20 protein-coding genes are annotated in these 24,745 nt (G+C 55.8%); 10 read left to right on the top strand and 10 right to left on the bottom strand.

All coding sequences use genetic code 11. The annotated features are described in order from the left end of the window. Positions 1 to 241: 241 nt before the first annotated feature. The 6 genes from F1728_RS11540 to F1728_RS31610 all read left to right on the top strand — a co-directional run bounded on the left by F1728_RS11540 (position 242) and on the right by F1728_RS31610 (position 5,763). The gene (locus tag F1728_RS11540) at positions 242 to 913 is read left to right on the top strand and encodes an HAD family hydrolase (protein WP_194242782.1); all 672 of its coding nucleotides are present in this window, start codon (positions 242 to 244) and stop codon (positions 911 to 913) included. Beyond that, positions 910 to 1,725 (top strand): STM4013/SEN3800 family hydrolase, encoded by an 816-nt coding sequence (locus tag F1728_RS11545; RefSeq protein ID WP_155364234.1) that lies wholly within the window; start codon positions 910 to 912, stop codon positions 1,723 to 1,725. Before F1728_RS11540 ends, F1728_RS11545 begins: the two co-directional genes overlap by 4 nt. After that, entirely contained in the window at positions 1,722 to 3,041 is a 1,320-nt protein-coding gene (locus tag F1728_RS11550; protein WP_155364235.1) for an STM4012 family radical SAM protein, read from the top strand. The genes F1728_RS11545 and F1728_RS11550 overlap by 4 nt, the downstream gene beginning before the upstream one ends. Then, positions 3,032 to 3,907 carry an STM4011 family radical SAM protein gene (locus F1728_RS11555; protein WP_228030678.1) on the top strand — a complete coding sequence of 292 codons (876 nt, stop codon included), beginning with the start codon at positions 3,032 to 3,034 and terminating at the stop codon, positions 3,905 to 3,907. Before F1728_RS11550 ends, F1728_RS11555 begins: the two co-directional genes overlap by 10 nt. Before the next feature lie 180 nt (positions 3,908 to 4,087). Beyond that, positions 4,088 to 4,795 carry a hypothetical protein gene (locus F1728_RS31605; RefSeq protein ID WP_228030680.1) on the top strand — a complete coding sequence of 236 codons (708 nt, stop codon included), beginning with the start codon at positions 4,088 to 4,090 and terminating at the stop codon, positions 4,793 to 4,795. A gap of 65 nt (positions 4,796 to 4,860) precedes the next feature. After that, positions 4,861 to 5,763, top strand: coding sequence for an alkaline phosphatase (locus tag F1728_RS31610; protein WP_261344523.1), 903 nt, complete (start codon positions 4,861 to 4,863; stop codon positions 5,761 to 5,763). Between the two features lie 12 nt (positions 5,764 to 5,775). Here the strand turns inward: F1728_RS31610 and F1728_RS11565 are convergent, their stop codons facing one another. Genes F1728_RS11565 through F1728_RS11580 form a run of 4 tightly spaced genes read right to left on the bottom strand, consistent with a single transcriptional unit; the run spans position 5,776 to position 10,656 of the window. Then, positions 5,776 to 8,028, bottom strand: coding sequence for a peptidoglycan D,D-transpeptidase FtsI family protein (locus tag F1728_RS11565; RefSeq protein WP_155364236.1), 2,253 nt, complete (start codon positions 8,026 to 8,028; stop codon positions 5,776 to 5,778). Positions 8,029 to 8,068: 40 nt separating this feature from the next. Next, on the bottom strand, positions 8,069 to 8,608 hold the full coding sequence (locus F1728_RS11570; protein ID WP_155364237.1) for a hypothetical protein: 540 nt from the start codon (positions 8,606 to 8,608) through the stop codon (positions 8,069 to 8,071). Positions 8,609 to 8,622: 14 nt separating this feature from the next. Continuing rightward, on the bottom strand, positions 8,623 to 9,588 hold the full coding sequence (locus F1728_RS11575) for a rod shape-determining protein MreC (protein WP_155364238.1): 966 nt from the start codon (positions 9,586 to 9,588) through the stop codon (positions 8,623 to 8,625). An 18-nt stretch (positions 9,589 to 9,606) separates the two neighbouring features. Continuing rightward, entirely contained in the window at positions 9,607 to 10,656 is a 1,050-nt protein-coding gene (locus F1728_RS11580; RefSeq protein WP_145180594.1) for a rod shape-determining protein, read from the bottom strand. Between the two features lie 285 nt (positions 10,657 to 10,941). On the opposite strand from F1728_RS11580, the gene F1728_RS11585 reads away from it, so the two are divergent. Next, positions 10,942 to 11,574, top strand: coding sequence for a CPBP family intramembrane glutamic endopeptidase (locus F1728_RS11585; RefSeq protein ID WP_155364239.1), 633 nt, complete (start codon positions 10,942 to 10,944; stop codon positions 11,572 to 11,574). 76 nt (positions 11,575 to 11,650) lie between these two features. Here the strand turns inward: F1728_RS11585 and F1728_RS11590 are convergent, their stop codons facing one another. From F1728_RS11590 to tyrS, 3 genes are all read right to left on the bottom strand, one after another. Further along, positions 11,651 to 12,727, bottom strand: a complete 1,077-nt coding sequence (locus tag F1728_RS11590) for a Gfo/Idh/MocA family protein (protein WP_145438657.1) — start codon at positions 12,725 to 12,727, stop codon at positions 11,651 to 11,653. Positions 12,728 to 12,909: 182 nt separating this feature from the next. Continuing rightward, the gene (locus tag F1728_RS31615) at positions 12,910 to 13,170 is read right to left on the bottom strand and encodes a hypothetical protein (RefSeq protein ID WP_228030682.1); all 261 of its coding nucleotides are present in this window, start codon (positions 13,168 to 13,170) and stop codon (positions 12,910 to 12,912) included. Next, positions 13,149 to 14,132, bottom strand: a complete 984-nt coding sequence (tyrS, locus tag F1728_RS11595) for a tyrosine--tRNA ligase (protein WP_228030684.1) — start codon at positions 14,130 to 14,132, stop codon at positions 13,149 to 13,151. Before tyrS ends, F1728_RS31615 begins: the two co-directional genes overlap by 22 nt. 316 nt (positions 14,133 to 14,448) lie before the next feature. On the opposite strand from tyrS, the gene F1728_RS11600 reads away from it, so the two are divergent. Then, positions 14,449 to 15,294: a SirB1 family protein gene (locus tag F1728_RS11600; protein ID WP_155364240.1), complete on the top strand. Its 846-nt coding sequence runs from the start codon at positions 14,449 to 14,451 to the stop codon at positions 15,292 to 15,294. A gap of 3 nt (positions 15,295 to 15,297) precedes the next feature. Here the strand turns inward: F1728_RS11600 and F1728_RS11605 are convergent, their stop codons facing one another. Together F1728_RS11605 and F1728_RS11610 are read right to left on the bottom strand one after the other, a co-directional pair. Then, positions 15,298 to 15,816 (bottom strand): hypothetical protein, encoded by a 519-nt coding sequence (locus tag F1728_RS11605; protein ID WP_155364241.1) that lies wholly within the window; start codon positions 15,814 to 15,816, stop codon positions 15,298 to 15,300. A gap of 352 nt (positions 15,817 to 16,168) precedes the next feature. Next, positions 16,169 to 17,956, bottom strand: coding sequence for a tetratricopeptide repeat protein (locus F1728_RS11610; protein ID WP_155364242.1), 1,788 nt, complete (start codon positions 17,954 to 17,956; stop codon positions 16,169 to 16,171). Between the two features lie 148 nt (positions 17,957 to 18,104). Here F1728_RS11610 and F1728_RS11615 point away from each other — a divergent pair, with 148 nt between their 5' ends. Both F1728_RS11615 and F1728_RS11620 read left to right on the top strand, forming a co-directional pair. Then, on the top strand, positions 18,105 to 18,941 hold the full coding sequence (locus F1728_RS11615; RefSeq protein WP_155364243.1) for a sugar phosphate isomerase/epimerase family protein: 837 nt from the start codon (positions 18,105 to 18,107) through the stop codon (positions 18,939 to 18,941). 11 nt (positions 18,942 to 18,952) lie between these two features. Continuing rightward, positions 18,953 to 19,453 carry a DinB family protein gene (locus F1728_RS11620; protein ID WP_155364244.1) on the top strand — a complete coding sequence of 167 codons (501 nt, stop codon included), beginning with the start codon at positions 18,953 to 18,955 and terminating at the stop codon, positions 19,451 to 19,453. Here F1728_RS11620 and F1728_RS11625 read toward each other — a convergent pair. After that, positions 19,340 to 24,703 (bottom strand): PVC-type heme-binding CxxCH protein, encoded by a 5,364-nt coding sequence (locus F1728_RS11625; protein WP_155364245.1) that lies wholly within the window; start codon positions 24,701 to 24,703, stop codon positions 19,340 to 19,342. The genes F1728_RS11620 and F1728_RS11625 overlap by 114 nt on opposite strands. Positions 24,704 to 24,745: the final 42 nt, after the last annotated feature.

A 24,745-nucleotide genomic window follows, 5' to 3' on the forward strand; every position in this document is an offset into this window, starting at 1 on the left:
CCGGATCGAATTCCCTGACAGGCAGGCCCCGAATTCATCCACATGAGAATCGATGGTCATTGAAAGCTCCTCATAGTACGGCTGGTGACGAATTGACATCTTCTCCCGAACACTTATACAATAGAACAGTTCAGTAATGCAATCCACTGCAACAGGAAATTCACCGGGTCTTCACCTCGGCATGACGGGGGCTCAGGGATCATCATTCTCAAACACACAAAGGCGGCCTTCGCGGAATCCCATGCTACCCAATGCAGACATCAAAGCCATTCTGTTTGACCTCGATAATACGCTCCTCGATCGCAGCGCAGCGGTCCGTCGCTATTTCACACAGCTCCTGCAGGATGCGTCCCCACCCCTGCCCGAGGATGAATTCGAACTCACACTACTGACCATCCTGGCCCGCGACCGGCTGGGCTACGAAGATCGCGCCGCATTCTTTGACTGGGCCGCCACGACCTGTTTTCCTGACTGGGCTCCAGCTGAACTCTGGTCAGATTTCCGAGAGAAACTGCCCCGAATGATTGAACCCGATCCTCTCTGCCTGGAACTCCTGCAACGGCTGCAACCGCACTACGCGCTGGCCGTCATCACCAACGGTTCCGCAGAACTCCAGCGCGCGAAAATCGAAGCCGCCGGCATCGATCAACTGATCGATCACATCTGGATCTCAGAAGAAACGGGCGCAGCCAAACCGGATCAAGCCAGCTTTGCACAGGCGTTATCGGCATTGGGAGTCACTCCCCAGCAGGCCCTGTTCGTCGGCGATCATCCATATCAGGACATCTCCGGCGCCCGGCAGATCGGTATGCACACCTGCTGGATGCAACTGGACCGCACATTCCCCGGAGAATTCCCCGAGCCGCACTGCCAGATTTCTTCACTCGATTCACTACAATGTCTGGTACCATGATTGATGCACGCGCCTGCCTGGGCACACACGACATCCTCTTGCTGACCCTCGATTCGCTCCGCTTCGATGTCGCAACCCGTGCGCTGCAGCAGGGACTGACCCCCAACCTGGCCCGCCTGCTCCCCGAGACCGGCTGGGAACGCAGACATTCACCAGGCAACTTCACCTATGCTGCTCACCAGGCCTTTTTCGCCGGGTTCCTCCCGACTCCCGTGACACCGGGCAAACATCCGCGACTGTTCGCCCTCGAATTTCCCGGCAGTGAAACCATCGCCCCAGAGACCTGTGTCTTCTCTTCAGACAACATCGTTACCGGACTCGCAGCACAGGGTTACCACACGCTCTGTATCGGCGGCGTCGGCTTCTTCAACAAACAGAGTCCGCTGGGCAATGCCCTGCCCGAACTGTTCCAGGAAAACCACTGGTATCCGTCCTTCGGGGTGACCGACCGGCACTCCACCCGGCACCAGGTCGATTTCACTCTCGAACGACTCCAGCAGCTTCCTGATGCGCAACGGCTCTTTCTGTTTCTCAATGTTTCAGCCACGCATCAGCCCAGTTGTATTTTCAAAGAAGGTGCACTTGCGGATTCCGTTGAAACCCAGATGGCAGCCCTCGCTTATGCCGACGCACAACTCTGTCCCCTGATCACAGCCCTGCAACAGCGGGCTCCGCTACTCTGTATCATCTGCTCCGACCATGGAACCACCTTCGGTGAAGACGGCTACCAGGGACACCGACTCGCACATCCGCTGGTCTGGGATGTTCCCTATCTCGAATGCCTGCTCCCCCAGACCGGAGGTCCGGCATGAGCCATCTACAGACACTGCTCGCGGAAACGCCCTACCTCGCCTACAGCTACGCCTATCCGCACAAGTCCGCTTATCGCCCGTTCACGCGACCGCTGCCCCTCCAGCAGATCTGGGAACCGGAAGACCATACTGATTTATCGCTTTACATCCATCTTCCTTTCTGCGAATACCGCTGCGGTTTCTGCAACCTGTTTACCCTCTCGAATCCCCAGGACGATCTCGCTACTCAATATCTGCAGCAACTCCGCATCGAGGCCCGGCAGGTTCGCGATCAACTGCCCGACTTCCATTTTTCTCAGCTCGCGATCGGGGGCGGCACCCCCACATATCTCGAGCCGAACGAACTCGCCCAACTGTTTGATATTCTCCAGAAAGAACTGAATACCAGCCCGGCACAAATCCCCTGCAGCCTCGAAGCTTCCCCCGCAACATTGACGGCGGAAAAAGTAGCCTTGATCCACGACCAGGGAATCGACCGTATCAGTCTTGGCATCCAGTCGTTTGACGAACAGGAGGCCCTCAGCATCGGACGTCCTCAGAAACGACGTGAAATTCTTGAGGCGCTGGAACTGGTTCGCAATATCGGCATTCCTACACTGAACCTCGACCTGATCTACGGTGCCGATGGACAGACGATCGGCAGTTTTCGCGACTCGCTTCAGCAGGCACTCTCCTTCCAGCCGGAAGAACTCTATCTCTATCCCCTGTATGTCCGCCCGCTCACCGGCCTGGGACGCAAACCGCAGCAGTGGGACGATCATCGCCTGACACTTTACCGCACCGGCAGGGACTTCCTGCTCGAACGGGGCTACACGCAACACTCGCTCCGCATGTTTCGCCGGACAGATGCGATCCAGCCTCACGACACACAGTACTGCTGTCAGACCGATGGCATGATCGGCCTGGGCTGCGGCGCCCGCTCCTATACCAGCCGCATTCATTACTCCAGCGAATACGCGGTCGGCCGCACTGGTGTGGCGGCCATCATCGCACATTATCTCGAACAGGAACCGGAGTCCTTCGCTTCAGCCCACTATGGAGTGGATCTGGATCGGGAGGAACAGCAGCGGCGGTTTCTGATCATGTCGCTTCTACAGACCACTGGCCTCTCCCGCGACTTCTACTCCCGGACCTTCGGCGGAGAGGTCCTCAGCCATTTCCCCGATCTGCAGGAACTGGCAGAACACGGGCTCGCACGAATCACCGCTGACACGATCATCCTCACCCCCGCCGGTCTCGAACGATCGGACACCATCGGCCCCTGGCTCTACTCGGAACAGGTCCTGCAGCGCATGGAGACGTTTCAATGTCACTGAAACTCAGCATCCTCTATCGCGGTCCACTCTCCAGTTGTAACTACGACTGTCATTACTGCCCTTTCGCCAAGCGCCACGAAACCGCCGCGGAACTGAAAACCGACCGACACGCTCTCGAACGCCTGGTGGACTGGGTCAAAGGCCGCCGCGAAGATTCGCTCTCCCTGTTCTTCACCCCCTGGGGAGAAGCACTCACCCGCCGCTGGTATCAGTCAGCCATCTGTGAACTGACCCGCCTCCCTCAGATTGAGAAAGTCGCTGCCCAGACCAATCTCTCATACGATCTGCAATGGATTGAAAACGCCAACGTCTCCCGGCTCGCACTCTGGTGTACCTTTCACCCCTCGCAGACAACGCGGTCCCGCTTTCTCTCACAGTCACGCAGACTGACTGAGCTCGGTGTCGCACACAGCGTCGGTGCGGTCGGGCTCCCCGATGATCTGCCCGAGATCGAACGGCTGCGTGCAGAACTTCCCGAGAATATCTATCTCTGGGTCAACGCTGCCAAAAGTTCCGGCGTGGATTATCGCGGCGAGTTACTGGACCGCTTCACGGCCATCGACCCGTTGTTTCAGCTCAACACCCAATATCATGCAAGCCTCGGACGCAGCTGCCGGTGCGGCTCCAGTGTGATTTCGGTCGACGGGGCCGGCGACATCTATCGCTGCCACTTCATCAAACAGCCACTGGGAAACATTTATGAACCCGGCTTTGCAGACACGCTCATCGATCACCCCTGTTCAAACCAGACCTGTGGCTGTCACATCGGCTATGTACATATGGATGAACTGCAGCTTTATCCGGTCTTTGGGAGCGGTATACTGGAACGCATCCCCGCGGAATTTCATCTACACCCGGCAAAATAACGTCCTGCTCAGTACCTAAGTCGTTTGCCCAAAGGAAGTACGCCGTGAATCTTCAAAACTTCACACACGCTTCACAGTCCCACGCTTTACAAACCCGGACCGCCTGCCCCTATAATATTGAACTACCCGCCCATACTTCTTAGATCAAATTCAACCGTTACAACACGACTTGAGGAAACTATGAAACGCGCTGCTGTATCCAGCCTGTTCGCGCTGACTTTACTTGCAATCTGTTTACCCGTCTCTGCCAAAAAACCGGAGGCTGACCATATTCGCAAGCTCCAGACCGAAGCCATTCGTAACAAGAAAAGCCCTGTCGCACACTGGGGTTTCGAACCCGAAAAATATATCCAATGGTCTAACCATTCGCTGCGGCTGATTCCTGTCTACACCTTCGGCACTAAAGACGCCGGTCAGGGCATCGATCTCAAATCTTACACCGGTGTGAACAGCCCCTATCGCGATTCGAAAAAGCTGGAAGCCATTTATGGTTACTCGCCTGCCAACACTGTAAACCCCAAGGCAGACTACCTGGACCAGACCAACCTCTACAACATCCAGGAAGCAGCTCTGAAAGCAGGTAAGAAGAACATCATTCTCTTTGTCTTTGACGGCATGGACTGGCAGACGACCAAGGCTGCTGCCCTGTATTACTCCAAGGGTGACAAGTACAAAGGTGGACGCGGTACTGGCCTCCTCTTCCAGGACTACCCTGCTGCAGGCACCTCGCAGTTCGGCTACATGGTGACTGCTCCTCATAATGCCGCCACCAACGTGGATGTTGATAAGCAGACCGTACTCAATCCAGGCGGTACAATTCGGGGTGGCTATAATGCGGAAAAAGGAGGTCCTAACCCTGGACTCCCGGCAACGATATCAAATATCTGATCAGCAGTCCCAGCAACAATTTCGGAGAGCACGCCTATCCAGACTCGGCAAACACCGCCACTTCGATGACCGCGGGAATCAAGTCCTACAACAATGCCATCAACGTGGATCCCACCGGAGCCCCGGTGATGACCATCGCCCACCAGGCACAGTTGGACGGCTATTCTGTCGGGGTCGTCACCAGTGTCCCGATTACGCACGCCACCCCCGCTGCCGCCTACGCACACAACGTCAGCCGCAACGATTACCAGGACCTGGCCCGCGACCTCGTAGGACAGACCTCGATCTCACATCCTGAAGAATCGCTGCCCGGGCTCGATGTCGTTCTCGGCGGTGGACACGGTACAAAAGAAAAAGCCAGCGGCGGTAAATCGCACGGCAAAAACTTCGTCCCCGGCTGGAAGTACATCTCTGAAGAAACCATCAAAAAGGCCGATGTCAAAAACGGTGGAAAATATACCGTCGCCCTCAGAACAGATGGCGTGGATGGAAAAGCCGGTCTCCAGAAAGCGACTCAGGCCGCCATCAAGAACAAAACCCGCCTGCTGGGTGTGTACGGCGTCGGAGCTCATGCAGCTCACCTCCCCTTCCAGACTGCGGATGGCGATTACCAGCCCGCGCCCGGCAAGACGAGTGCCGAAAAATACTCAGTCGCCGACATCAAAGAAAACCCCACCCTGGCCGATATGACCGAGTCAGCCCTCGATGTGCTCAGCCAGAACAAAAAAGGATTCTGGCTGATGGTCGAAGCCGGCGATGTCGACTGGGCCAACCACGACAATAATCTCGACAACTCTATCGGTGCTGTCAAAAGCGGTGAAGCCGCCTTCAAAGTTATCACCGACTGGGTCGAAAAGAATAGCAACTGGAAGGACACCGTCGTGATCCTCACCGCCGATCATGGGCACTACCTGCACATCGATCAGCCCGAGGCCCTGATTCCTCCCAGTGCGAAAAAACAGAAGTAACGCAGGCTGACTTCAGTTCGCCTGCAACTTCGGTTGTGTTGGCTGCAGCAAGCTGGTATCGAGCATCGCTCGCACCAGCTTCTGCGCCACTGGCCCCGCCACACGACTCCCCGAACCGCCATGCTCGATCACCACGGCAAACGCGTACTTCGGGCGCTGCGCGGGCACAAACCCCGCAAACCACGCATGGTCGTTCTTGCCGCCCCCAGTCTCTGCAGTCCCCGTCTTACCGGCAATCGAAATCTCCTTGAGACGCACCGTTTTATAACCGGTCCCCCGTGGATGCGCGACCACCTCGATCAGACCTTCCCGCACCCGTTCCAGCGTGCCGGGATGAATACCACTCACGTAACGTCGCGGATACGATATCATCTGCCGCGTTGTCGTGGATGATTCCGCGGAAGGCACCACACTATGCGCTAAATGAGGCACGACCATTTCCCCGTCATTGGCCACCACGGCCATCAGCCGCGCAATCTGCAGGGGCGTCACCGTCAGTCGTGACTGACCAATGGCCATGCCCAGTGTGTCCCCGGGATACCAGGGCGATTTCTTCTCAGACTTAGGCGGTGAGGGATCAGGCAGATGACCGCCCCGCTCTCCCGGGATATCGATCCCCGTCGGCTTGCCGAATCCGAGTTGATCGGCCCAGTGATGAATCGTCTCCGCTCCCATCGTCCGGGCCGCCTGGAAGAAATAAACGTTACACGATTCCCGCAGCGCCCGCGTCAAAGTCAGTTCATTATGTCCCACGCCAAAGTGCCTGTAGATATAGTCGCGATGCCGATCGGGCCGATCCAGATACCCGCGACAGATATAAGGTTCGTCAGGATCCACCTTGCCACTTTCCATGAGGGCAATTGAAGTCAACGCCTTGAACGTTGAACCGGGGGGCAGCATCATCTGCGTCGCCCGGGGAAACAGCGGACGTCGCGGATCATTCAGCACAGCCTGCCACTCTTCGGGAGTCGGATGCAGCAGCAGATTCAAATCGTAGCGCGGCGCGGAAGCAGTCGCCACAATCGCCCCGGTACGAACATCAAGTACGACAATACAACCACCGGCCGCGGGGTCGGTCTGCTCCGCAGGTTGCTCCTCGGTCCCCACGCGCAGTTCCTGCAGTGATTCATCCAGCAAGTCCTGCACCTGGTCCTGCAGACCCGTGTTCAAAGTCAGCACCACGTCATCGCCTGACTTCGGCTCGCGGATAATTTCGGTACGGATAATCTCGCCCTGCCGGTTGCGAACCACTTTTTTCAAACCCCGCAGGCCGCGCAGGTAACGGTCATAGGTCCGTTCGACCCCCATCTTGCCGATCCGGTCCCCTTCCTTATAATCCAGTGGATCTCCCTCCGGAAACCGCTGCTGCCGAGCCTTCAGTGTCTTCTCATCAATTCGATGCCGAACCCCAATCTCGTGAGGCGCCAGCGTTTTCTGCGGATACTCTCGCAATGTCGCCACCTGGATATGAATGCCCGGAAACCGCTCCGGATGTGCCGAGATGGCCAGGGCAATCTCCCGGGGAATCCCGGAAGCCAGCGTGTGATAATCCAGCTCTTCCCGCACCACAATCCTCTCACGCCGTGGACGCCGCGGGGGCCGCGTTAAGGCATCTTTGAACAGCGTCCAGAATTTCTGCAGCTGATCCTGTTCTGTTGCAGCCTGCGTTTCGACATCAGAATCGTCGGACGAACTCGCCTCTTCCTTTTGAGCAGCGCGCTCATTCACACTTTCGATAATGGTCTCAACGCGTTGTTGTACGTCCCTGCATGAGGTCTGCAGATCTTCAGGACTGGTCTTCATCACCTGTGCCAGTTCGTCCCATAACTGCTGTCGTCGCGCCAGCACTTTCTCCTGCGCCGCCTCAACCTTCTCACGGTTGCGGCGTTCCACCGGTTCGAGCAGCGTCAACGCCTGCTGTTTGAGCCACCTCGGATTCGGCGGCTCTTCCAGCCAGCGGTAATGAGCCTGCAGGTCGAAACGTTCGACATCGAGTGCCAGCACGCGACCATCAATGGAAACGATCCGCCCGTCACGGCTCGGTATGCTTTCGAAGGATTCCGTCGTTTTCCCGAACTGCGAATAAAAGTGTTCCGCATTCATCATCTGAATGAACAGCAACCGCCCGCTGACCGCCAGCAGGGGGACCACCAGAATCAACCCCAGCAGAAACACGCGAACGCCGGGCAGACGATCCACCTGAAACGACTGGCCCGCGGCCTCGTTTTCCAGTGTCATATGATCATTGCCGAGACGGTTTCGCATCAGAAAGTCAGTTCCTCAAGTCCCCTGTCAGGGACACTCATCAATGAGAATAGCGAGAGGTGTAAGCACGTGTTCCCGAAAGCGAGGAACCACCGGACACAGGCAGCAGTGCCTTCCCGATCTTGCACAGCAGCAAGACAGACAGTCCCACCGCCGACGAATAGAGCGCATTCCCTGCAGAGACAGGCAGCAGACTCGTCAACGTCTCCACAGCAGGTAAGCTCCCCTGGTTCACAATCTGAAACAACACATCAAAGGCCAGCGCCATCGTGGTGAAGACTGACGCACGACTCACCAGCGAACGCAGTTCGAACTGCACCTGAATGCGATAGACGAACCAGCAGAGCCCGGTCACCACCAGCACACCCGTTCCCGGATGGGCATCATCAAAGGTTTCACAGATGATGCCGACCAGAATCGCCCAGAAAAACACCTGCGCATCCCGTAACCAGAACAGCGCCAGGCAGAGCACGACCAGCGGCAGATTGGGACGGCTGCCCGCCACAATCATTTCGGACGCCAGCCCGACCTGGGCAATCACTGCCAGATAACAGAGCAGCAGTAAGCTGAAGAATTTCAACGTCGATTCCTTTCTCAGTTTGCCAGCAGCCGTCGCGGATTGATAATCTGTCGCAGCACACTCACCTGGTGCACTTCAGACAGCTTTACCGCCGGTTCCACAACGATCTTCCAGTATGGTGCCCCGCGGGGAAGCTCGGCTTCGATCACCCGCCCGTAATACATCGGCTGCCCCAGCGTCGACTGCATGCTCAGGGGAAGTTCACGATCGACTTCCCCCGTGTAGACTTCCTGCCCCACCTGGATCGATTCGGTCGGCGGGATCTGTAACAGTTCACATTTTCCTTCACCGCGTCCCACCAGGATCCCATCTGTCCCCAGTTGCAGCCCCTGTTCGGTTTTGCGGGCAATCCGGGCTGAGCCACGATAGTTGACCGACGTAATCGGAATCAGCGTACTCGTCCACTTGCCGACTTCGCTGATCTTGCCAATCACCGCCTGTCCTGCGTAAAGCGAGTAGCCTGCTTTCACACCTTGCGCCGTTCCCTGATCGATCACAGGCAGATCCGACTGCAGCACAAACGAAGATTCAAATACGCCCTGCGCACCGCCCTGATTCAACAGCCGTCCTTCTCTCAATAGTGCGATCGAGGCTTCTCCCAGAACGTTGGCTTCAATCAGATCGGGAACCAGCAAACGGTCACTCTGATGGGTGTCGTAATCGGGAGCGCCCGTACGCCTGAGTTGAGCCAGTTCCTCAGCCAGCCGCAGCCGTTCCAGTGCAAGCCGACGGTTCTCTTCTTCCACTGCCGCGAGTTCGCGTTCCAGTTGTTCCACTCGACCGTCAGGTACATTCGTTTTGACTTCCGGGACATCCCGTTTCTTCAAAGTTTGTACCAGCGATAATCCGGGACGCACCGCATCCCGAACCAGATTCGACAGTCGGCTGGAGTACTCCTGCGGAACAACGTACAGACCGACCCCGATGGTCACCGCCAGGAGTACCAGCTTGATCTCTGCTGATCGGGATTCGCGTTTCATCGATCCGGGCCCGTCCTTTTAAAAGTCACCTTCGCCATTATCAAAGGCATGCCGCCACTGGCTCAGATGTTCCAGGCAGATCGCCGTTCCGCGGGCCACGGTCCGCAGGGGATCCTCATCCACCCGCACCGGAATCCCCAGTTGTTCGCTCATGTAATATTCCAGTCCCCGCAGCAGAGCACCACCGCCCGTGAGGACCATGCCGTTATCCGCGAGATCCGCCACCAGTTCTGGCTTGCACTGTTCGATGGTCTGTTTACAACAGTTCAGAATCGACTCCAGCGGACCATGCAACGCATCGCGTAATTCTTCGCTGGTCACAATCGCTTTCCGCGGAATACTGCTGATCGTATCCAGGCCCTTAACCTCACCGGTCAATTCCTGCTCCAGCGGATAAGCACTGCCCAGTTCCAGCTTCAGATCCTCGGCGGTCTGCACGCCAATCCGCAACGAGAAATGCTGCTTCATGTATTCCACGATCGCTTCATCGCACTTGTCGCCGCCAATCCGCACCGAATTGCTGACCACCGTATCGCCCAGACTCATAATGGCCACTTCACTCGTCCCGCCACCGATGTCACAAACCATGCTCGCCATCGGTTCAGAGATCGGCAGCCCGGCACCAATGCCCGCTGCCTTGGATTCTTCAATCAGATAGACCCGGCCGGCGCCTGCTCGTTCGGCACTGTTGAACACGGCGCGCCTTTCGACCGGTGTGATACTGCCCGGCACTGCAATCACAACCCGCGGTCGCAAACCACGCGAATGATGACGGGCCTTGAGTATGAAATACCGCAACATCGACTCGCAGAGTTCGAAGTCGGTGATCACACCATCTTTCAAAGGTCGTACCGCGATGATGCTATCCGGCGTGCGCCCCAGCATCTGCTTGGCCAGCTTTCCGACTGCGGTTCCTTTTCCCAGAATCTTGCGGCTGCCTTTATGCAACGCCACTACCGAGGGTTCGTCGAGCGCAATCCCCTCGCCCTGGATCGCAACGAGTGTATTCGCCGTTCCCAGATCGATCGCCAAATCAGGACAGAGCCATTGACGTAAACGGTGCAGCATCCTTGCACTACCGCTTCATGGAAAAAGAAGAACTGAGTGGATAAGAAACAGTCGACAATCTCATCGATCAACCGACGAGACGCCTGTGATTCACATAACATCCTGTTAAGATTGGGAAAATGTATTCGAGATGGTGAGTTTCTGCAAGATGCAGTTTTGAAACTAATACATCGCCTTTAAAACAGGAAAACCTGGCAATCCTGGATAGCAATTCGGGAGTTGGATTCCCCCCCGGCACTGCTATAATCCCATAATCCTTGAACTTAGAGAGTGAACCCCTGCCCGATGTCGAACCCGGACGACGAACAAGAACTGGATGAGAATCCACCCCAGGATCAGCAACTTTTAATTCTGGGCGGCTCCCTGTTCTCCATCGGCATCATCCTCGCTGCGTTCGGATTTGGCTGGGCTCTGGATATCAACCCGCTGACGAATCTGAACTGGAGCTGGTCGGCACTCATCATCGGCACGCTGGCTGCGCTGCCCATGTTCGGATTCTTCCTGCTCACGATGAAACTCCCCTTCCAGGCATTTCACAAGATCAATCAGTTTCTGCTCGACGAAATCGGCCCCCGTATCGTCAAGGCGTCTGTGCTGGAAGTGTTCATCCTCTGTATTTTCATCGGTCTGGGAGAAGAACTGCTCTTTCGCGGGGTCCTGCAATCCTGGTCCAACCAGTTTGGGGTGGTCTATGCCATCATCTTCACTAATCTGCTCTTTGGCATTCTACACTCGGTCACCCGCGTCTATGTCATCGTCGCATCGCTGATGGGCGTCTACCTCAGCCTGCTGCTGATCCTCTTCACACCACAGAATCTGCTGATCCCGATCACCACACACACCGTCTACGACTTCCTCTGCTTCATGATGCTCATCCGCATCTACCGCCAACAGACAGCTGAGACCGCTGCTGACTGAATCACACGCAGGCCGTAAAAAAAGCAGGACGGGCTCTCCTTAACCCGTCCTGCTTTAATTGGCATCCGTTCCAGATTTACTTGTTCTTCGGAATCCGGGGATCCCGTTTCAGAGGCAGTGAAACCTGTTTGCCGGTCCAGGAAGACTGATAGATCGCCAGAATGATTTCGACACTCTTACGACCATCGTTACCGTCTACCAGTGGCTTTTTGCCGGTCTTGATCGACTTGATGAAGTCTTTCAACTGTTCCATATGCCCGGCGTAAGAGATCGCCGAAGGATCGCTGGCACCGCCGGTGTTACCGGTCGACTTACCCAGCTCCTCACGGATCTTCGCATCACGGGCCTGTTCTTTGGAGAACTCCCAGTGCAGTACGTCGTCCTGCTCAATGATTACGGTTCCCTCGGTACCCGAGATTTCCGTCTTCTTGAGCAGACCGGGATAAACACTGGTGGTCGCTTCGATCACACCCAGGGCACCATTCTTGAAGCGAATGGTAGCCACGCCGGTATCTTCGACTTCGATCCGCTCGTGAGCCAGGGTGCCGGTCATGCCGTTCACATCGGCCACTTCACCCATGAACCAGAACAACAGGTCGACGTTATGAATCGCCTGATTCATGTAAGCGCCGCCGCCATCCAGTTTCCAGGTACCGCGCCATCCGCCGCTGTCATAATATTCCTGTGTCCGCCACCATTTGACATAGGTATCGCCCAGGGTCAGCTTGCCGAAGCGGCCTTTTTCGATGGCCTTCTTCAGTTCCATGTTGGCGGCACCGAAGCGGGACGGCATGATTGTCGCCAGCTGAACTTTGTTTTTCTTACAGGCGTCGATGATCGCATCACACCGCTTCAGGGTAATTTCCAGCGGCTTTTCCACAACGACGTGCTTGCCGGCATTTGCGGCAGCGACCGCCGGATCCATGTGGGCTCCACTGGGAGTGCAGATGGTGACGACGTCCACTTCCGGATCGGCCAGCATCTCATCCAGCTCATGATAGGCTGTGCAACCATTCGCTTCTGCAAACTTGTCAGCTGATGCTGGAAACTGATCATAACAGGCGACCAGCTTGGCACCACGAATCTCTTCGAGCGCCTTTGCATGAAAATTCGAAATCATGCCACAGCCGACAATTCCAAATCCTGTTGCCATAACTGTTGCTTTCTGTGTTTCTTTTGAAATATGTAATACTTCACCCGCTACGGTGAAGCACGATTCTACTGCGCGATCGTTAATACCACGTTTTACGAAGTATTTCTCATGAATGCAATCCGCGCGGAATCATTTCCCCTGATTGCAAATAGAAACGCACAGAGAATCAAAAGTGCCTTGACTTAATCGACCAGATCCACCTGGCAGAATCGTTTCTTGCCCACCCATAACAGCAGACCCGACTCCACGGGAATCGCCTGATCATGTGATTCAATCCGGTCCTTATCGGCCCCCATTTTGGCACCTCCCTGCTGGATCGAACGTCGAGCATCGCTGGTTGAACCACACAGGCCGGTCACCTTCAGCAGGTTCGCTGCCGCCAGAGTTCCGTCCTCGTTCAGATCGGACTTCGAAATCTGTACTATCGGAATATCGGAAGGCATTCCGCCAGAGCCAATCTCCCGCTGCCAGCGTTCGGCGGCATCATCTGCTGCAGCCGCATCGTGGTATTCGGTGATAATGGTTTTAGCCAGCTTGACCTTGGCTTCCTTGGGATGTCCCCCAGGATCGTCTTCACTTCATCCAGCGGGAAATCTGTCAGCAGCTCGAAGAACATCTGCATGCTGTCGTCTGAGAGCTGCATGAATTTTTTCATCATCTCATACGGGGCTTCGCTGATCCCGATGTAGTTCCCCAGGCTTTTCCCCATTCGACGCACGCCATCGGTGCCCACCAGAATCGGCGACATCACGCTGACCTGCTGTCGGAGTCCCTGGTCTTTCTGCAGGTCCCGCGCCAGCATGAACGAATACAGCTGCTCCGTCCCTCCCAACTCGACATCTGCTTTGATCTCGACTGAATCCCAGGCCTGCATAATCGGATACAGGCACTCGTGCAGATAAATCGCCGCCTCTTCCTTATAACGCTTTGAAAAGTCGTCGCGCGTCAGCAACTGGGCCACGGTCACTTTGCTGCACAGTTCCAGGATGTCCGCGAAGTTCATCTTGCTGAACCAGTCCCCGTTCCGGACGACTTCAGCATTGTTCAGGTCGATCACTTTCCCCACCTGGTTCAGGTAATCGGTGGCATTCGCTTCGACCTGCTCTGCTGTCAGACGGGCCCGGGTTTCGTCACGCCCGGAGGGATCGCCCACCAGCGCCGTGTAATTCCCGATAATGATCACCGCCTGGTGTCCCAACTCCTGAAACTGACGCATTTTCCGCATCGGCACCGTGTGCCCTAAATGGAGGTCAATCCCTGTAGGATCGATACCATACTTAATCCGCAAAGGCGTGCCGGTCTCGCGGCTCCATTTCAGTTTTTCTGCCAGTTCCTGTTCGGGAACGATCTTCTCCACACCACGGCCGATAATAGCCAGTTGCTCTTCCACAGGCAAAAATTGCATTGTATCTCAGACTTTTCTCACAAATCAGGGAATCAGTTACACGGTCCTGCTCATTGTGTCGACTCGCCCCGCGAGCGTCAATCAAAGCAGGACGCTGTATGTCTGTTATTTTGGCTGATCTGCCCGGAAGACCGACTCCGCCCCCGGGAGCTTGTCTTTTTTACAAACCAGCCCCGTTTTTCGCTGAAGCAAAAAAGTGGCATTGATCGAAGCCGCGATCATCGGTTAAAAATAAGTTCCACGGCAGATGTCCTCCCCGTCTGCACCTGACTCTTTCCTGAATCCTGCCCGTTCCTCCTGACAAAGTTCGTCTCTGATGGACCTTAAGCAAATATTTCAGTTCAAACAGGATCCCGAATTTTCCCGGCTCCTGCACCATGACAAGCAGATTGATCTCACTAAAGCCGCACTCGAGCTGGCCCGCGATGATCAACCAGACCTCGTCTTTGAACACGTTCTGATCTGGGTCCGCCAGCGGGCCTGCGAACTTTCGGGCCGCGTCGCCCTCGCGGAAGATGACCGCGCGCTGGTGCAATGCCTTGTCCAGTGCCTGGCCGGTCAGCACGGACTGGGGGGAGATACCATCTGCTATCACCAGGCGGAAGGCAGCTACCTGAATCATGTCATCGAAAGCCGCCAGGGACTGCCGATTTCGCTCTCACTGATTTACATGGCAGTCGGCAAAGAACTGGGCATCGACATTCACGGCGTCGCCGCCCCCCTGCAGTTCCTGGTTCGCTACGATGCACAGGATGGCCCCCTGTTTATCGATCCCTACTCGAAAGGAACGATCTACAGCGAGGAAGAATGTCTGAACAGACTGGGCGAACTCGGAGAATTTCCCCGGAGTGTATTAAAACGCCTGTTACAGCCGGCCACCCATCGGGAAATCATCATTCGTATGCTGATGAATCTGAAACGCATTCATGAAGAGCGTCAGGATTTCGCACGTGCCTGGAATGTGCAGCGACGACTGTGTGCCCTGCACCCGCTCTCCAGTACACATAAGAAGGAGCTGGCTGCACTCAGTTTCAAAACACAGAAACTCGGTCTCTCCGTCGAACTGCTGGAAAACTGCCTCAAAAGCTGTCCCGAATCCGAACAGGATGACCTCCAGCTCATGCTGCAGAAAGTGCACACCGAACTGGCTCAGTGGAATTGAAGCTCAGCCTGTCTCAGACAGACTCGCATCCATGCCGATCTGGTACAGAAACCGCCCACCACTCTGAAACAGGTGCGCTTTAGAAAATCGACTCCAGGCCAGACTGACCACGATAAACTCCCGCTCTGTCTGTTCCAGATCGAATGTGATCGCGACCTCGCGCGACAGGATCGGCATATCGTGAAAGAAGGAGATGCCTTCGATCGAGAGATTCCGGCACTCGACGATGGTCAGTTCAGCACTCAGCGATTTTGTCTTCGGGTCGAAGAAGGCCAGACCAATCTGACGCTCGCAGGGAATCCGATGCCACCGGCGACTGCTCAAGGAAAACGGTTCCAGGTTCCAACTGGCGACAATCGAATCCGCCAGCTTGTTCAATTCGGGAATCCGTCGCAGACAGGGAAACTTCTGAGTCTCCTGCAGAAACGCCGTTCGCTTGTCCGGACTGAGTTCACGGATCGCATCCTCGATCTGACGGGATGAGACAGATTCTCTCGCAGGCACCTTGATCATATCTCGCATTGATTCACTCATCGCTAAACGTATCAGAAAGGACTCCAAAGCTGTACGGCCCGGAATATCTTGAATTGATTTCAGTCATGTCGGGAGAAGTGCATTCGTTGAAACATGCCTGACGGGGTTTCAGGGAGAGAGATACCAGAAATCTAGCCTGCAAAGAATTTCTGGTCAAATTGTTCCAGCAGAACAACACAGCCCGAAAGCCTCTATTTTCCCTGCAACCGGGCCCAGACCGCATAACCGGACTTGAGACGCCTGCTTCTCTAATCGGCAAAGACGCCAGTCGCGTATGAGGTTACGACGTGAGAAAACGTTCCTCCCGCACGAGATGAGGCGGATCACTCATTTTGCATTTTCACTGGAAATCAGGAGCGTCCTGACTGAACTTCTGCTCCAGAGCCGCTTTCACGTCCTCAACCACGGGCCCCCATTCGCCCAGTTCCGCCTGCCGAAAGAGACGCGCCGTCGGATACCAGGGACTGTCACCCCGATCCAGCAACCAGCGCCATTCAGGAAGACGCGAGACCAGAATCCAGACCGGTATACCCAGACCTCCTGCCAGATGAGCACAGGCCGTATCGGTCGTAATCATCAGATCCAGATTTTGCATCAAAGCAGCCGCTTCAGTGAAATCACCAACTTCTGCCTGGTACTCCGGCCCTGGTTGCCAGAGTTTTCCAGCCGCTTCAAATGACGCCAGCTGGTCCAAGCCATTCACCTGCTGCACGCTCACAAATTGTACGCCAGCCACATCCAGCAAAGGCGACAGCTGCTCCAGCGGAATCGAGCGGAATTCATCCCGGGGAAACTGCAGATTCCCGCTCCAGTTCAAACCCACCTTTTTGCCTTCCAACGCAGAGAGCACGTCGCCCCAGTGTGCCGTCCGATCCGCAGCAGGTTGAAACAGAGGCACCTCGCCGGGAATCGTTTTCAGGCTGGTTTCCAGAAAACGGGGTACACTCAACAGGGAGCACTGATAGTCACATTCGACAACCGGATTTCCGGGAACCAGTAGTTCATCAATCTCCTCAATGCTCTTTAACAGACCGGCCAGTTCCGGCTGAATGAGTACCAGTACCCGTCCTGCCCCGCGGCGTTTCAATTCGCTGGCAAAACGAATAAACATCAAAGTGTCTCCGAAGCCCTGTTCGCACCACAGGCAGATGGATTTCCCTTCCAGCGGTTCTCCCTGCCAGGCGGGTCCGGGGTAACTCGTTCTCGAGGACGAATCAATGTCGGACCGACGCTCATATCCCTCCCAGCCAGCCTGCAAATCGCCTGTCAGCATGCGTGTGGTCGCCAGATTGAATTCCGCAATCGGAAACTGAGGCTGCAGTTCTAATGCTTTCTCGAAGTTCACACAGGATTCATCGAAGCGATGCGCCAGCCGCAACGCGTTCCCCAGGTTGTTATATCCCTCGGGCTGATCGGAGGCCGCTTCAATGGAACGCTCCGCAGTCTGGATCGCCGCCGGGATATCCCCCATGCATTCCAGCACGTAACTCAGGCTCACCAGAATCTGGTAATGACCGGGGTGGGTCTCCAGCATCGCCTCATAGAGTTCCACCGCCTCGGGGTAATGACGCTGCAGCACCAGCACATAGGCCAGCTTCATGGAGCGATTGAAATCCCCGGGTGTCTGCTCTAACAGTTCCCGGTAGATCACTTCCGCTTCCGCAAAACGGCGTGCCACTTTTAACAGGTCGGCCAGTTTCTCATAGGTCTCGGGGCTACCGCTGTTTTCGTATGATTTCCGGAAACATTTAGCCGCCTCGTCCAACAACCCGCGGCTCTCAAACAGGCTGCCCAGGTTATAATAGGCCCGTTCATAATGGGGATTCAGACGCAGTGCGTGTTCAAAAGACTGACCGGCCTCCTGCCATTTACCCATCGCATGATAGGCCACACCCAGGTTATTATGGGCGTCCGGGAGTTCCGGATTGAGCTGAATCACCTTCAGGAAGCTCTGTATACTCAGATCGAGTTGCCCCCGCTGAAGTTGCAGTGTTCCCAGGTAGTAGCGGGGCTCCCAGTGGCGGGGATCCTGTTCCAGCAACTGCTGGTAGACAGCTTCTGCCTGATCCAGTTGCCCTGCATGGTGATGCGTCAACGCGGTATTGAGTAATTCCTGAACCTCAGACATCCGAGAACTCCATCCGTGCCTGTGCCATGTGAGCTCCGCTCCAGGACTTTAGGCTAGTAGCTTTGAATTTCATGTGACGTCAAAGTAACATGCTGAAAGCAGTACTGCAATAACGGTTCGCTGATCACTGATATAGAAAGTCGAATGCATGGCCGCCCTCGTTTCCTGCCTGACCAACTCCTATGGTCGCTTTGGTCCCGTCGCCGCGATCGAACACATCCGCGATGCCGGAATCGATCACCTCGAACTCAACATCAAAAACCACGGCGTCCCCTCGTTTTTCAAAGAGACGCCGCTGCTCACGGAAGCCTCCACTGCTGAGGATATCGCGCACGTCAAAGATCTGTTGAAACAACACCATGTCAAACTCTCCAGCTGCAACATTACCACCGGCAATCCCCTCGATCCGGAAGTCGTCACCAAGACGAAACGAAAGCTCGACCTCGCTCATCAGCTGGGCGTCCGACTCGTCGTAGGCGGCGCGGGAGAAATCGAACAGGAATCGGATCGTGACACCCTCTACCAGCACCTCCGTGAAATCGGCGATTACGCAGGCGAACAGGGCATCACCTACTGCTTCGAAACGCACCCCGGCATCTGCGTCAACGCAGCCGGGATGCTCCGCACCATGCAGGACCTGGATCACCCCAACCTGCGGCTCAACTTCGATACAGGCAACATCAATTACTACAACGAGCACGCGAATGTCCTGGAGTCCCTGCACGAGGTCGTCACCTGGGTCAAACACGTGCACCTCAAAGACTCTTACTGCAAATTCAAGGACTGGAATTTCACCGCTCTGGGCGAAGCGGGAGGCGTCGACTTCTTGAAGATCCGCTACATCCTCGAAGACCACAACTTCAATGGCCCCTACAGTCTCGAAATCGAAGGCATCGAAGGGGAACCGGAGCTGACGCTGGAAGAACATCACAACCGCGTCAAACAGAGTGTAGTCTACCTGCGGGAGTGCGGCTTTTTTGAGTGAGGACTTAAGCGATGATCGAATACGTCAGACACATCCTGTGTGCGCAGTTTGAAGCTTCACTGGGAATGCTGGATGACTGTATTCAAAACTGCCCGCCCGCGCACTGGCAGAAGAAAATCGCCAACATGGAGTTCGGCTACGTCGCCTATCATGCACTCTGTTATGTCGACCTCTACCTCTCCCCTAGCCTGGCTGAGTTTCAACTCCGCGAATTCCATAACGAGCATGTCGAAAACCGCTTCAAACCCAAAGCCGACTATCCCATCACGCCAGAGTTGGTGAGCGATTACCTGCAGACCTGTCTCCAGAAAATGCGGGAAACCATCGCCGCCGAAACGGAAGCCTCGCTTAACCTGCGGGCCGACTTTGACTGGCTGGAACCATTCACCCGTGGAGAATTACACCTCTATAGTATCCGCCACATCCAGCATCACACTGGTGCCCTCAGCGCGTACCTCAGGCGACTCGACATCAACCTGAAATGGGGACACACAGGCTGGTCCTCTCGCTGAAAGACCAGCCTGCGTTAAGTCAGCTTTAATCCCGGGGAGGATCCAGGCGCAATTCAAGATCCTTAAAGCGGACCTCCATCGGCCCGCCGGAATGAATCTGGAACGCCAGAATGCCGGACTTGGCCCCTGGGGATCATTCAGATCCGTGCACAATTTACCGTTGATGTAAGTCCGAATCCGCGGGCCGACAGCAACCACCCGGTATTCATTCCAGTCCCCTTCACGGACATGCTGCTCGCCGGACTCCTTGAATAACAGGCCCCGGCCATGTTCTTCATACAGCTTGCCCCACCAGCCGGCACCGATGTCGGCCTGGTACCCTTTGACATGGCCTCCCGGCTGCAGACTGCTGCGGAACTGAATCCCGCTGTTCCCTGCATTCGGCGTGAGTTTCACTTTGACTTTCAGCTCGAAATCGCCGACCAGCATGTCGCTCACCAGGAACTCATTCCGCTTGATCCCCGGCGAACGGCCTACAATCTCACCGTTCTCCACGAACCAGAGCTGACTGTCCCCCGACCAGCCGGTCAGATCCTGACCATTAAAGAACTGCTTCAAATTCTCCGGCGTCGCCTTCATCGGCACCTGCCCGGGGCTCGCCAGATATTTAACCAGCGAACGTACCTCCACCCGACTGAGCTGTTTCCACAGATTATCGGGCATCATCGATTTGTCGCTCAGGCTCATCTCGTCAATTTCGTCACGGGGGATGATCACCGTCTCGTTCGCCGTCGCGACTGTCACCGCGTTCTTATCTTCCTTCTTGATGATTCCGGTAATAATCCGCCCTGATTCCGTGACAATCACTGCCGGCTGATAATCCTTCGCCATCACCGCACTCGGATCGACTACGTTCGACAGCAGATAATCGAGGTTGGCCCGGTTCGAACCGGTCAGTTCCGGACCAATGCTGGCTCCTGTTCCAAACAACTTATGGCACTGTTGACAGGTCTTCGCAAAGATCGCCCGCCCCAGGTTGATATCAGGCGTCGGATGCGGTCGCTCGATCATATTCTTATAGCTGGCGATCAGTTTTTTCTTATCCGCAGCTGACTCACGGACAACGCCCCACACCTTGCCGATCTTGGCATTCAGCTCTTTATCTTTAAGATTCCCCAGCTGACGAATAATTTCCGCAGACAGATCCTTGGAAGGGACTTCCCCCGCTTCCACCGCAGCCACCAGCTGCTCAGCAAAGTTCAACCGGCTTGCCAGTGTATTCAGCGCATCCCGCTTTTCATTCAGATCGTACTGAGGATACCGCTCCAGGATCGCCGTCGCGATCGCCGCATCCGGGTAACCGGCCAGCCCCCGCAGTGCTTCGCGGCGGATTCCCTTCTGATCCAGCAACGGAATCAGAATCGGCACCAGTTGCGGATCGCGGACCCCCAGCAGACTATCCAGGGCCGACTTCCGCCCCGCCAGATCGTTCTTCTGGTCCGCAACGATTTCCCGCAACCGCTGCATCGCCGCCGGGTCACCAAAGGTCACCGCCAGCGACAAAGAACGTGACTTCACCACTGGATCCTGACTCGCCATCAGCCGTTTACCCACACTCTTCCAGGGGGTCGGCATCGGAAACTGGCGTCGTCCCCGCAATGCGCTGTTAATCGAATCCAGAAAGACTTTCTGCTCATCCGCAGTCTGCGCTCCTCCCAGTTGTTCCACCAGAAAAGCGACCGCCTCTTCGGTTCCGATATCTGCAATCCGCCGCAATGTGTATGACTCGATCAGCGGAATCTTCGCATCTTTCGCCAGGGCATAGGCCTGCTGCATGTCATGCGGTGCCAGCGGCTCCAGGGCATACCAGTAGAGCAATGGCAGATTATGATCGTGCTGATCTTCCGCGTGACTCACCAGACCTTTGAGAATTCCCGCCCGCTGATCCAGTGGTAGCCGGTTGGCCGCCGACCCCAGGTAGAGACGCACCACCGGTGAAGGATCCTGCTTCGCCAGTGCTTCCATTGTTTCTAATAACTGCTTTGACGGCGCTCCCGTTTCCAGCGCTAGCTGAATCGCCCAGCCCCGCATAAATTCGCTCGGGTCTTTTAAAGCCTGCATCACTTTCGCTTCCGAAAGTCCGCCTGTCACATGCAGGGCCCACAGTCCTCGCAGGCGACGCGTCACGTCGTCATTACCAAAGGCAATCTCCGCCAGTTGTGCGTGCACTTCCGGGTCGGCACCCCGCTCCTGCAGAATGCGTCGGGACTGCCGCACGTACCAGTCATTCTCGTGCAATTGCAGCTTGACCAGTTCGGCACTCGTCAGTTTCTGCAGATCGACTTTGACCGGCTTCGCATCGTTATATGCCACGCGAAAAATCCGCCCGTTCGAACGGTCGTGCTTTTGAAATTCACGATGATGGCACTGGTTCGTGTCATACCAGTCAATGAAATAGACCTGCCCGTCCGGACCGTACCGCAGATAGAGAATCTGTGAAGAACGATCGTTCGCATACAGGAAATCGGGAGCAAAGTCGCCAATATATCCCGACCCTTCGCGGGCCAGCTGATCCTGATTCAAACGGGCACCATGAATGTTGTTCATGAACAACTGATTGTGATACTTCTTCGGCCAGCTGCCTCCCAGATAGATCATCGCCCCGGCATGCGCGTGTCCCCCGCCCACCCGGTCGGAAGCGACCCGGTCCGACTGGTTCCATTGCCCGCCGGTCCAGTGCCGGTGTTTGGCAATCGTTTTAATGTCGTCGTAAGTGTAAGGATTGAAGTGCTGCCCCGCCTGTCTGCGATAACGCGCGTTCTGCACGATATGAAACAGGTGCGGAATCACACAGCAGGTCAGAAAGCACTGCCCCTGATCGTTGAAGTCCACACCCCACGGGTTACTCGTCCCGTGCGCAAAGACTTCGAACTCGTGCCGCGTCGGATGATACCGCCAGATCCCGGCATTGATCGGCTGTCGCTGATCATCGGGCGTCCCCGGCTTCCCGACCCGGGAATGCGTAAACACACCATGGCACCCGTAGAGCCAGCCGTCCGGTCCCCAGATGAACGAGTTCAATGTTTCGTGCGTATCTTCGTAATGCCAGCCATCCAGCAGAATCTCTGGTTCTCCGTCTGGCTTATCGTCGCCGTTCTTATCGGGAATGAACAGCAGGTACGGCGCCTGCCCCACCCACACGCCGCCAAAGCCGACTTCCAGACCGCTCACCAGGTTCAGCTTCTCCTGAAAGACCTTCCGCGTCTCAAATTTACCGTCGGCATCTTTATCTTCGAAAATCAGAATCCGGTCTTTCCCTTTTCCCTCCGGCTGCTTGCTGGGATAGGCATACGATTCCGCCACCCACAAACGCCCGCGATCGTCAATCGTCATCGCGATCGGCTGCTGCACATCGGGTTCGGCAGCAACCAGCGAGACCGAAAACCCATCCGGTACCGACATCACTTCCGCCGCTTTCTTTCCGGGCAGACCGTCATACTTTTGTGTATGCTCCTGCGCGAGGGCTCCACTGTCCGCTACTTCCAGTTGTGCTGGCTGTTTATCGTGGAAACGGAAATGATCGAAGTTAATGTGTCCCCAGCCTCCCTTATGCTGATCCACCAGCCGAATAAAGATCTCTTTCCCCTGGTATTTCGTCAGATCTACCAGCTCCTGGTGCATCCGCTCATTGTTGCGACCACTGGCTTTCGCAATCACCTTATTCGTCGCCCGGTCCACAATTTCGACCCGCGTCGAATCGTGACTCCCGCCACCGACATAAAACGTGGCATAAGGATGTGTCACATTGATCGAAGCCGAAGACAGTGTCCCCACGGGGACATCTTCCAGAACTTCATAAGTGCCTACCCAGAACTGCCCCTGGTGATTGCTCACCATATCACGACGACGCGCCTTGACCGTATCCCCTTTGACCGGCTGCGAACGGAATGCCTCTCCCTCCGCAACCCAGTCTTTCAGATCACCGGTCTCAAAATCGAGATTCAACCGCCGTCCGTCAGCATTTGTGGCAAAATGCTCGCCCGGCTTGAGCTCATTTTTCACCGAGACTTTCTTAGGCACATACTTTTTCGGCTGTGCCTGCTTCCAGGTCGCTTCATCTACTTTCACCTGTTTATGCTTCAGCAGATACGTACCCGACTTATTCCCCACCACCAGATCCGGGAGCTTGTTCCCCGTCACATCGCCAGCGACCACCTGGGTCCCCACTCCCGACTTGTCATTGATCTGGTAAGGCAGAAAATCCACGCCCTTCGGCGTCCGCACAATTTTGAACCAGTAGTTGACCGGCGGTTCTTTGGCCCCCGGGTCATGCCCCTGATGCGCCCAGAACCGTTTCCCGGTTACAATATCCTTAACGCCGTCACCATCCATGTCTACCAGATCGACGGCGTGCAGCTGCGAGAAGACTACGCCATACTTGTTCTCTTCCGGCTTGCTCCCCATGATCGGATGCTCGACGAACGTAATCTCGCCATCTTTCTTGACGTTTTCAAACCAGGAGAGACCGTATGCGTGGGCCGCTTTACTGGTGATCACATCCTGGTCCCCGTCGCCATCCACGTCGTAGGCATACATCTGAGAACCGCCCGCACCAGTAAACTTAAACGGGTGCCGTGTCCAGAAACCGGCTTTCTGCAGATCAGCCGGCTGTTCCCACCAGCCATTCTTCTCGAGGATGTCCTGCTTTCCGTCGCCATTCACATCCCCCACACCCAGCCCGTGTGTAAAGCGACCATACTTCAGATTGGGCGAGACCGCATGAAAGCTCCAGGGCTTCGTCGGATCTTTTCCCGGCCCTGCATAGCCAAGTTGTCCCCCCGTGTGGAACACCAGTTCCGGCTCTCCATCTCCCGTCAGGTCGGTATAAGTTGGCGACTCGTTATCGACCACCGGATGCGCCAGGTACCGCTTCCAGTGCCCCGACTGTTTCTGCGGATTCGCATACCAGTAAGCTTCCTTACCGGGGAACCCGATGATCACGATGTCGGGCCACTCATCCTTGTTGACATCATTCACAAACGCAAAGAAGTTGTCGGAATAGCCGTTGATGCTCCATTCCTTGACCGGATAGTACTCGTGCTTCGTTTTGAAGTCTGGCCCCGCGTACCAGTACGGTCCGGAAATCAGATCCTGGTGACCGTCCCGGTTCAGATCGCCGAAGGTCGCCCCTTCTGCATAGAACTTATCACCCAACTGCAGACGGTCAAACTGGTGGAGCGTGAACTCCTCTGCAGCAGCCAGCGGTGCCGCCAGAATCAGCGATAACAGGAACAGGGAGTAACGAGCCATAACGGTCCCCTCGAATATCTATGTGAATGATGTCGATATATC

The organism is Gimesia benthica (genome assembly GCF_009720525.1).
Classification (GTDB): Bacteria; Planctomycetota; Planctomycetia; order Planctomycetales; family Planctomycetaceae; genus Gimesia; species Gimesia benthica.

Coding starts and splice junctions, on each gene's coding strand:
- F1728_RS11565 (WP_155364236.1), bottom strand. CDS start 8,028: ATGCGAAACCGTCTCGGCAATGATCATATGACACTGGAAAACGAGGCC.
- F1728_RS11540 (WP_194242782.1), top strand. CDS start 242: ATGCTACCCAATGCAGACATCAAAGCCATTCTGTTTGACCTCGATAAT.
- F1728_RS11590 (WP_145438657.1), bottom strand. CDS start 12,727: ATGGCAACAGGATTTGGAATTGTCGGCTGTGGCATGATTTCGAATTTT.
- F1728_RS11615 (WP_155364243.1), top strand. CDS start 18,105: ATGGCCGCCCTCGTTTCCTGCCTGACCAACTCCTATGGTCGCTTTGGT.
- F1728_RS11625 (WP_155364245.1), bottom strand. CDS start 24,703: ATGGCTCGTTACTCCCTGTTCCTGTTATCGCTGATTCTGGCGGCACCG.
- F1728_RS31615 (WP_228030682.1), bottom strand. CDS start 13,170: ATGCCTTCCGATATTCCGATAGTACAGATTTCGAAGTCCGATCTGAAC.
- F1728_RS11605 (WP_155364241.1), bottom strand. CDS start 15,816: ATGCGAGATATGATCAAGGTGCCTGCGAGAGAATCTGTCTCATCCCGT.
- F1728_RS11580 (WP_145180594.1), bottom strand. CDS start 10,656: ATGCTGCACCGTTTACGTCAATGGCTCTGTCCTGATTTGGCGATCGAT.
- F1728_RS11555 (WP_228030678.1), top strand. CDS start 3,032: ATGTCACTGAAACTCAGCATCCTCTATCGCGGTCCACTCTCCAGTTGT.
- F1728_RS11620 (WP_155364244.1), top strand. CDS start 18,953: ATGATCGAATACGTCAGACACATCCTGTGTGCGCAGTTTGAAGCTTCA.
- tyrS (WP_228030684.1), bottom strand. CDS start 14,132: ATGCAATTTTTGCCTGTGGAAGAGCAACTGGCTATTATCGGCCGTGGT.
- F1728_RS11610 (WP_155364242.1), bottom strand. CDS start 17,956: ATGTCTGAGGTTCAGGAATTACTCAATACCGCGTTGACGCATCACCAT.
- F1728_RS11545 (WP_155364234.1), top strand. CDS start 910: ATGATTGATGCACGCGCCTGCCTGGGCACACACGACATCCTCTTGCTG.
- F1728_RS11575 (WP_155364238.1), bottom strand. CDS start 9,588: ATGAAACGCGAATCCCGATCAGCAGAGATCAAGCTGGTACTCCTGGCG.
- F1728_RS31610 (WP_261344523.1), top strand. CDS start 4,861: ATGACCGCGGGAATCAAGTCCTACAACAATGCCATCAACGTGGATCCC.
- F1728_RS31605 (WP_228030680.1), top strand. CDS start 4,088: ATGAAACGCGCTGCTGTATCCAGCCTGTTCGCGCTGACTTTACTTGCA.
- F1728_RS11600 (WP_155364240.1), top strand. CDS start 14,449: ATGGACCTTAAGCAAATATTTCAGTTCAAACAGGATCCCGAATTTTCC.
- F1728_RS11550 (WP_155364235.1), top strand. CDS start 1,722: ATGAGCCATCTACAGACACTGCTCGCGGAAACGCCCTACCTCGCCTAC.
- F1728_RS11585 (WP_155364239.1), top strand. CDS start 10,942: ATGTCGAACCCGGACGACGAACAAGAACTGGATGAGAATCCACCCCAG.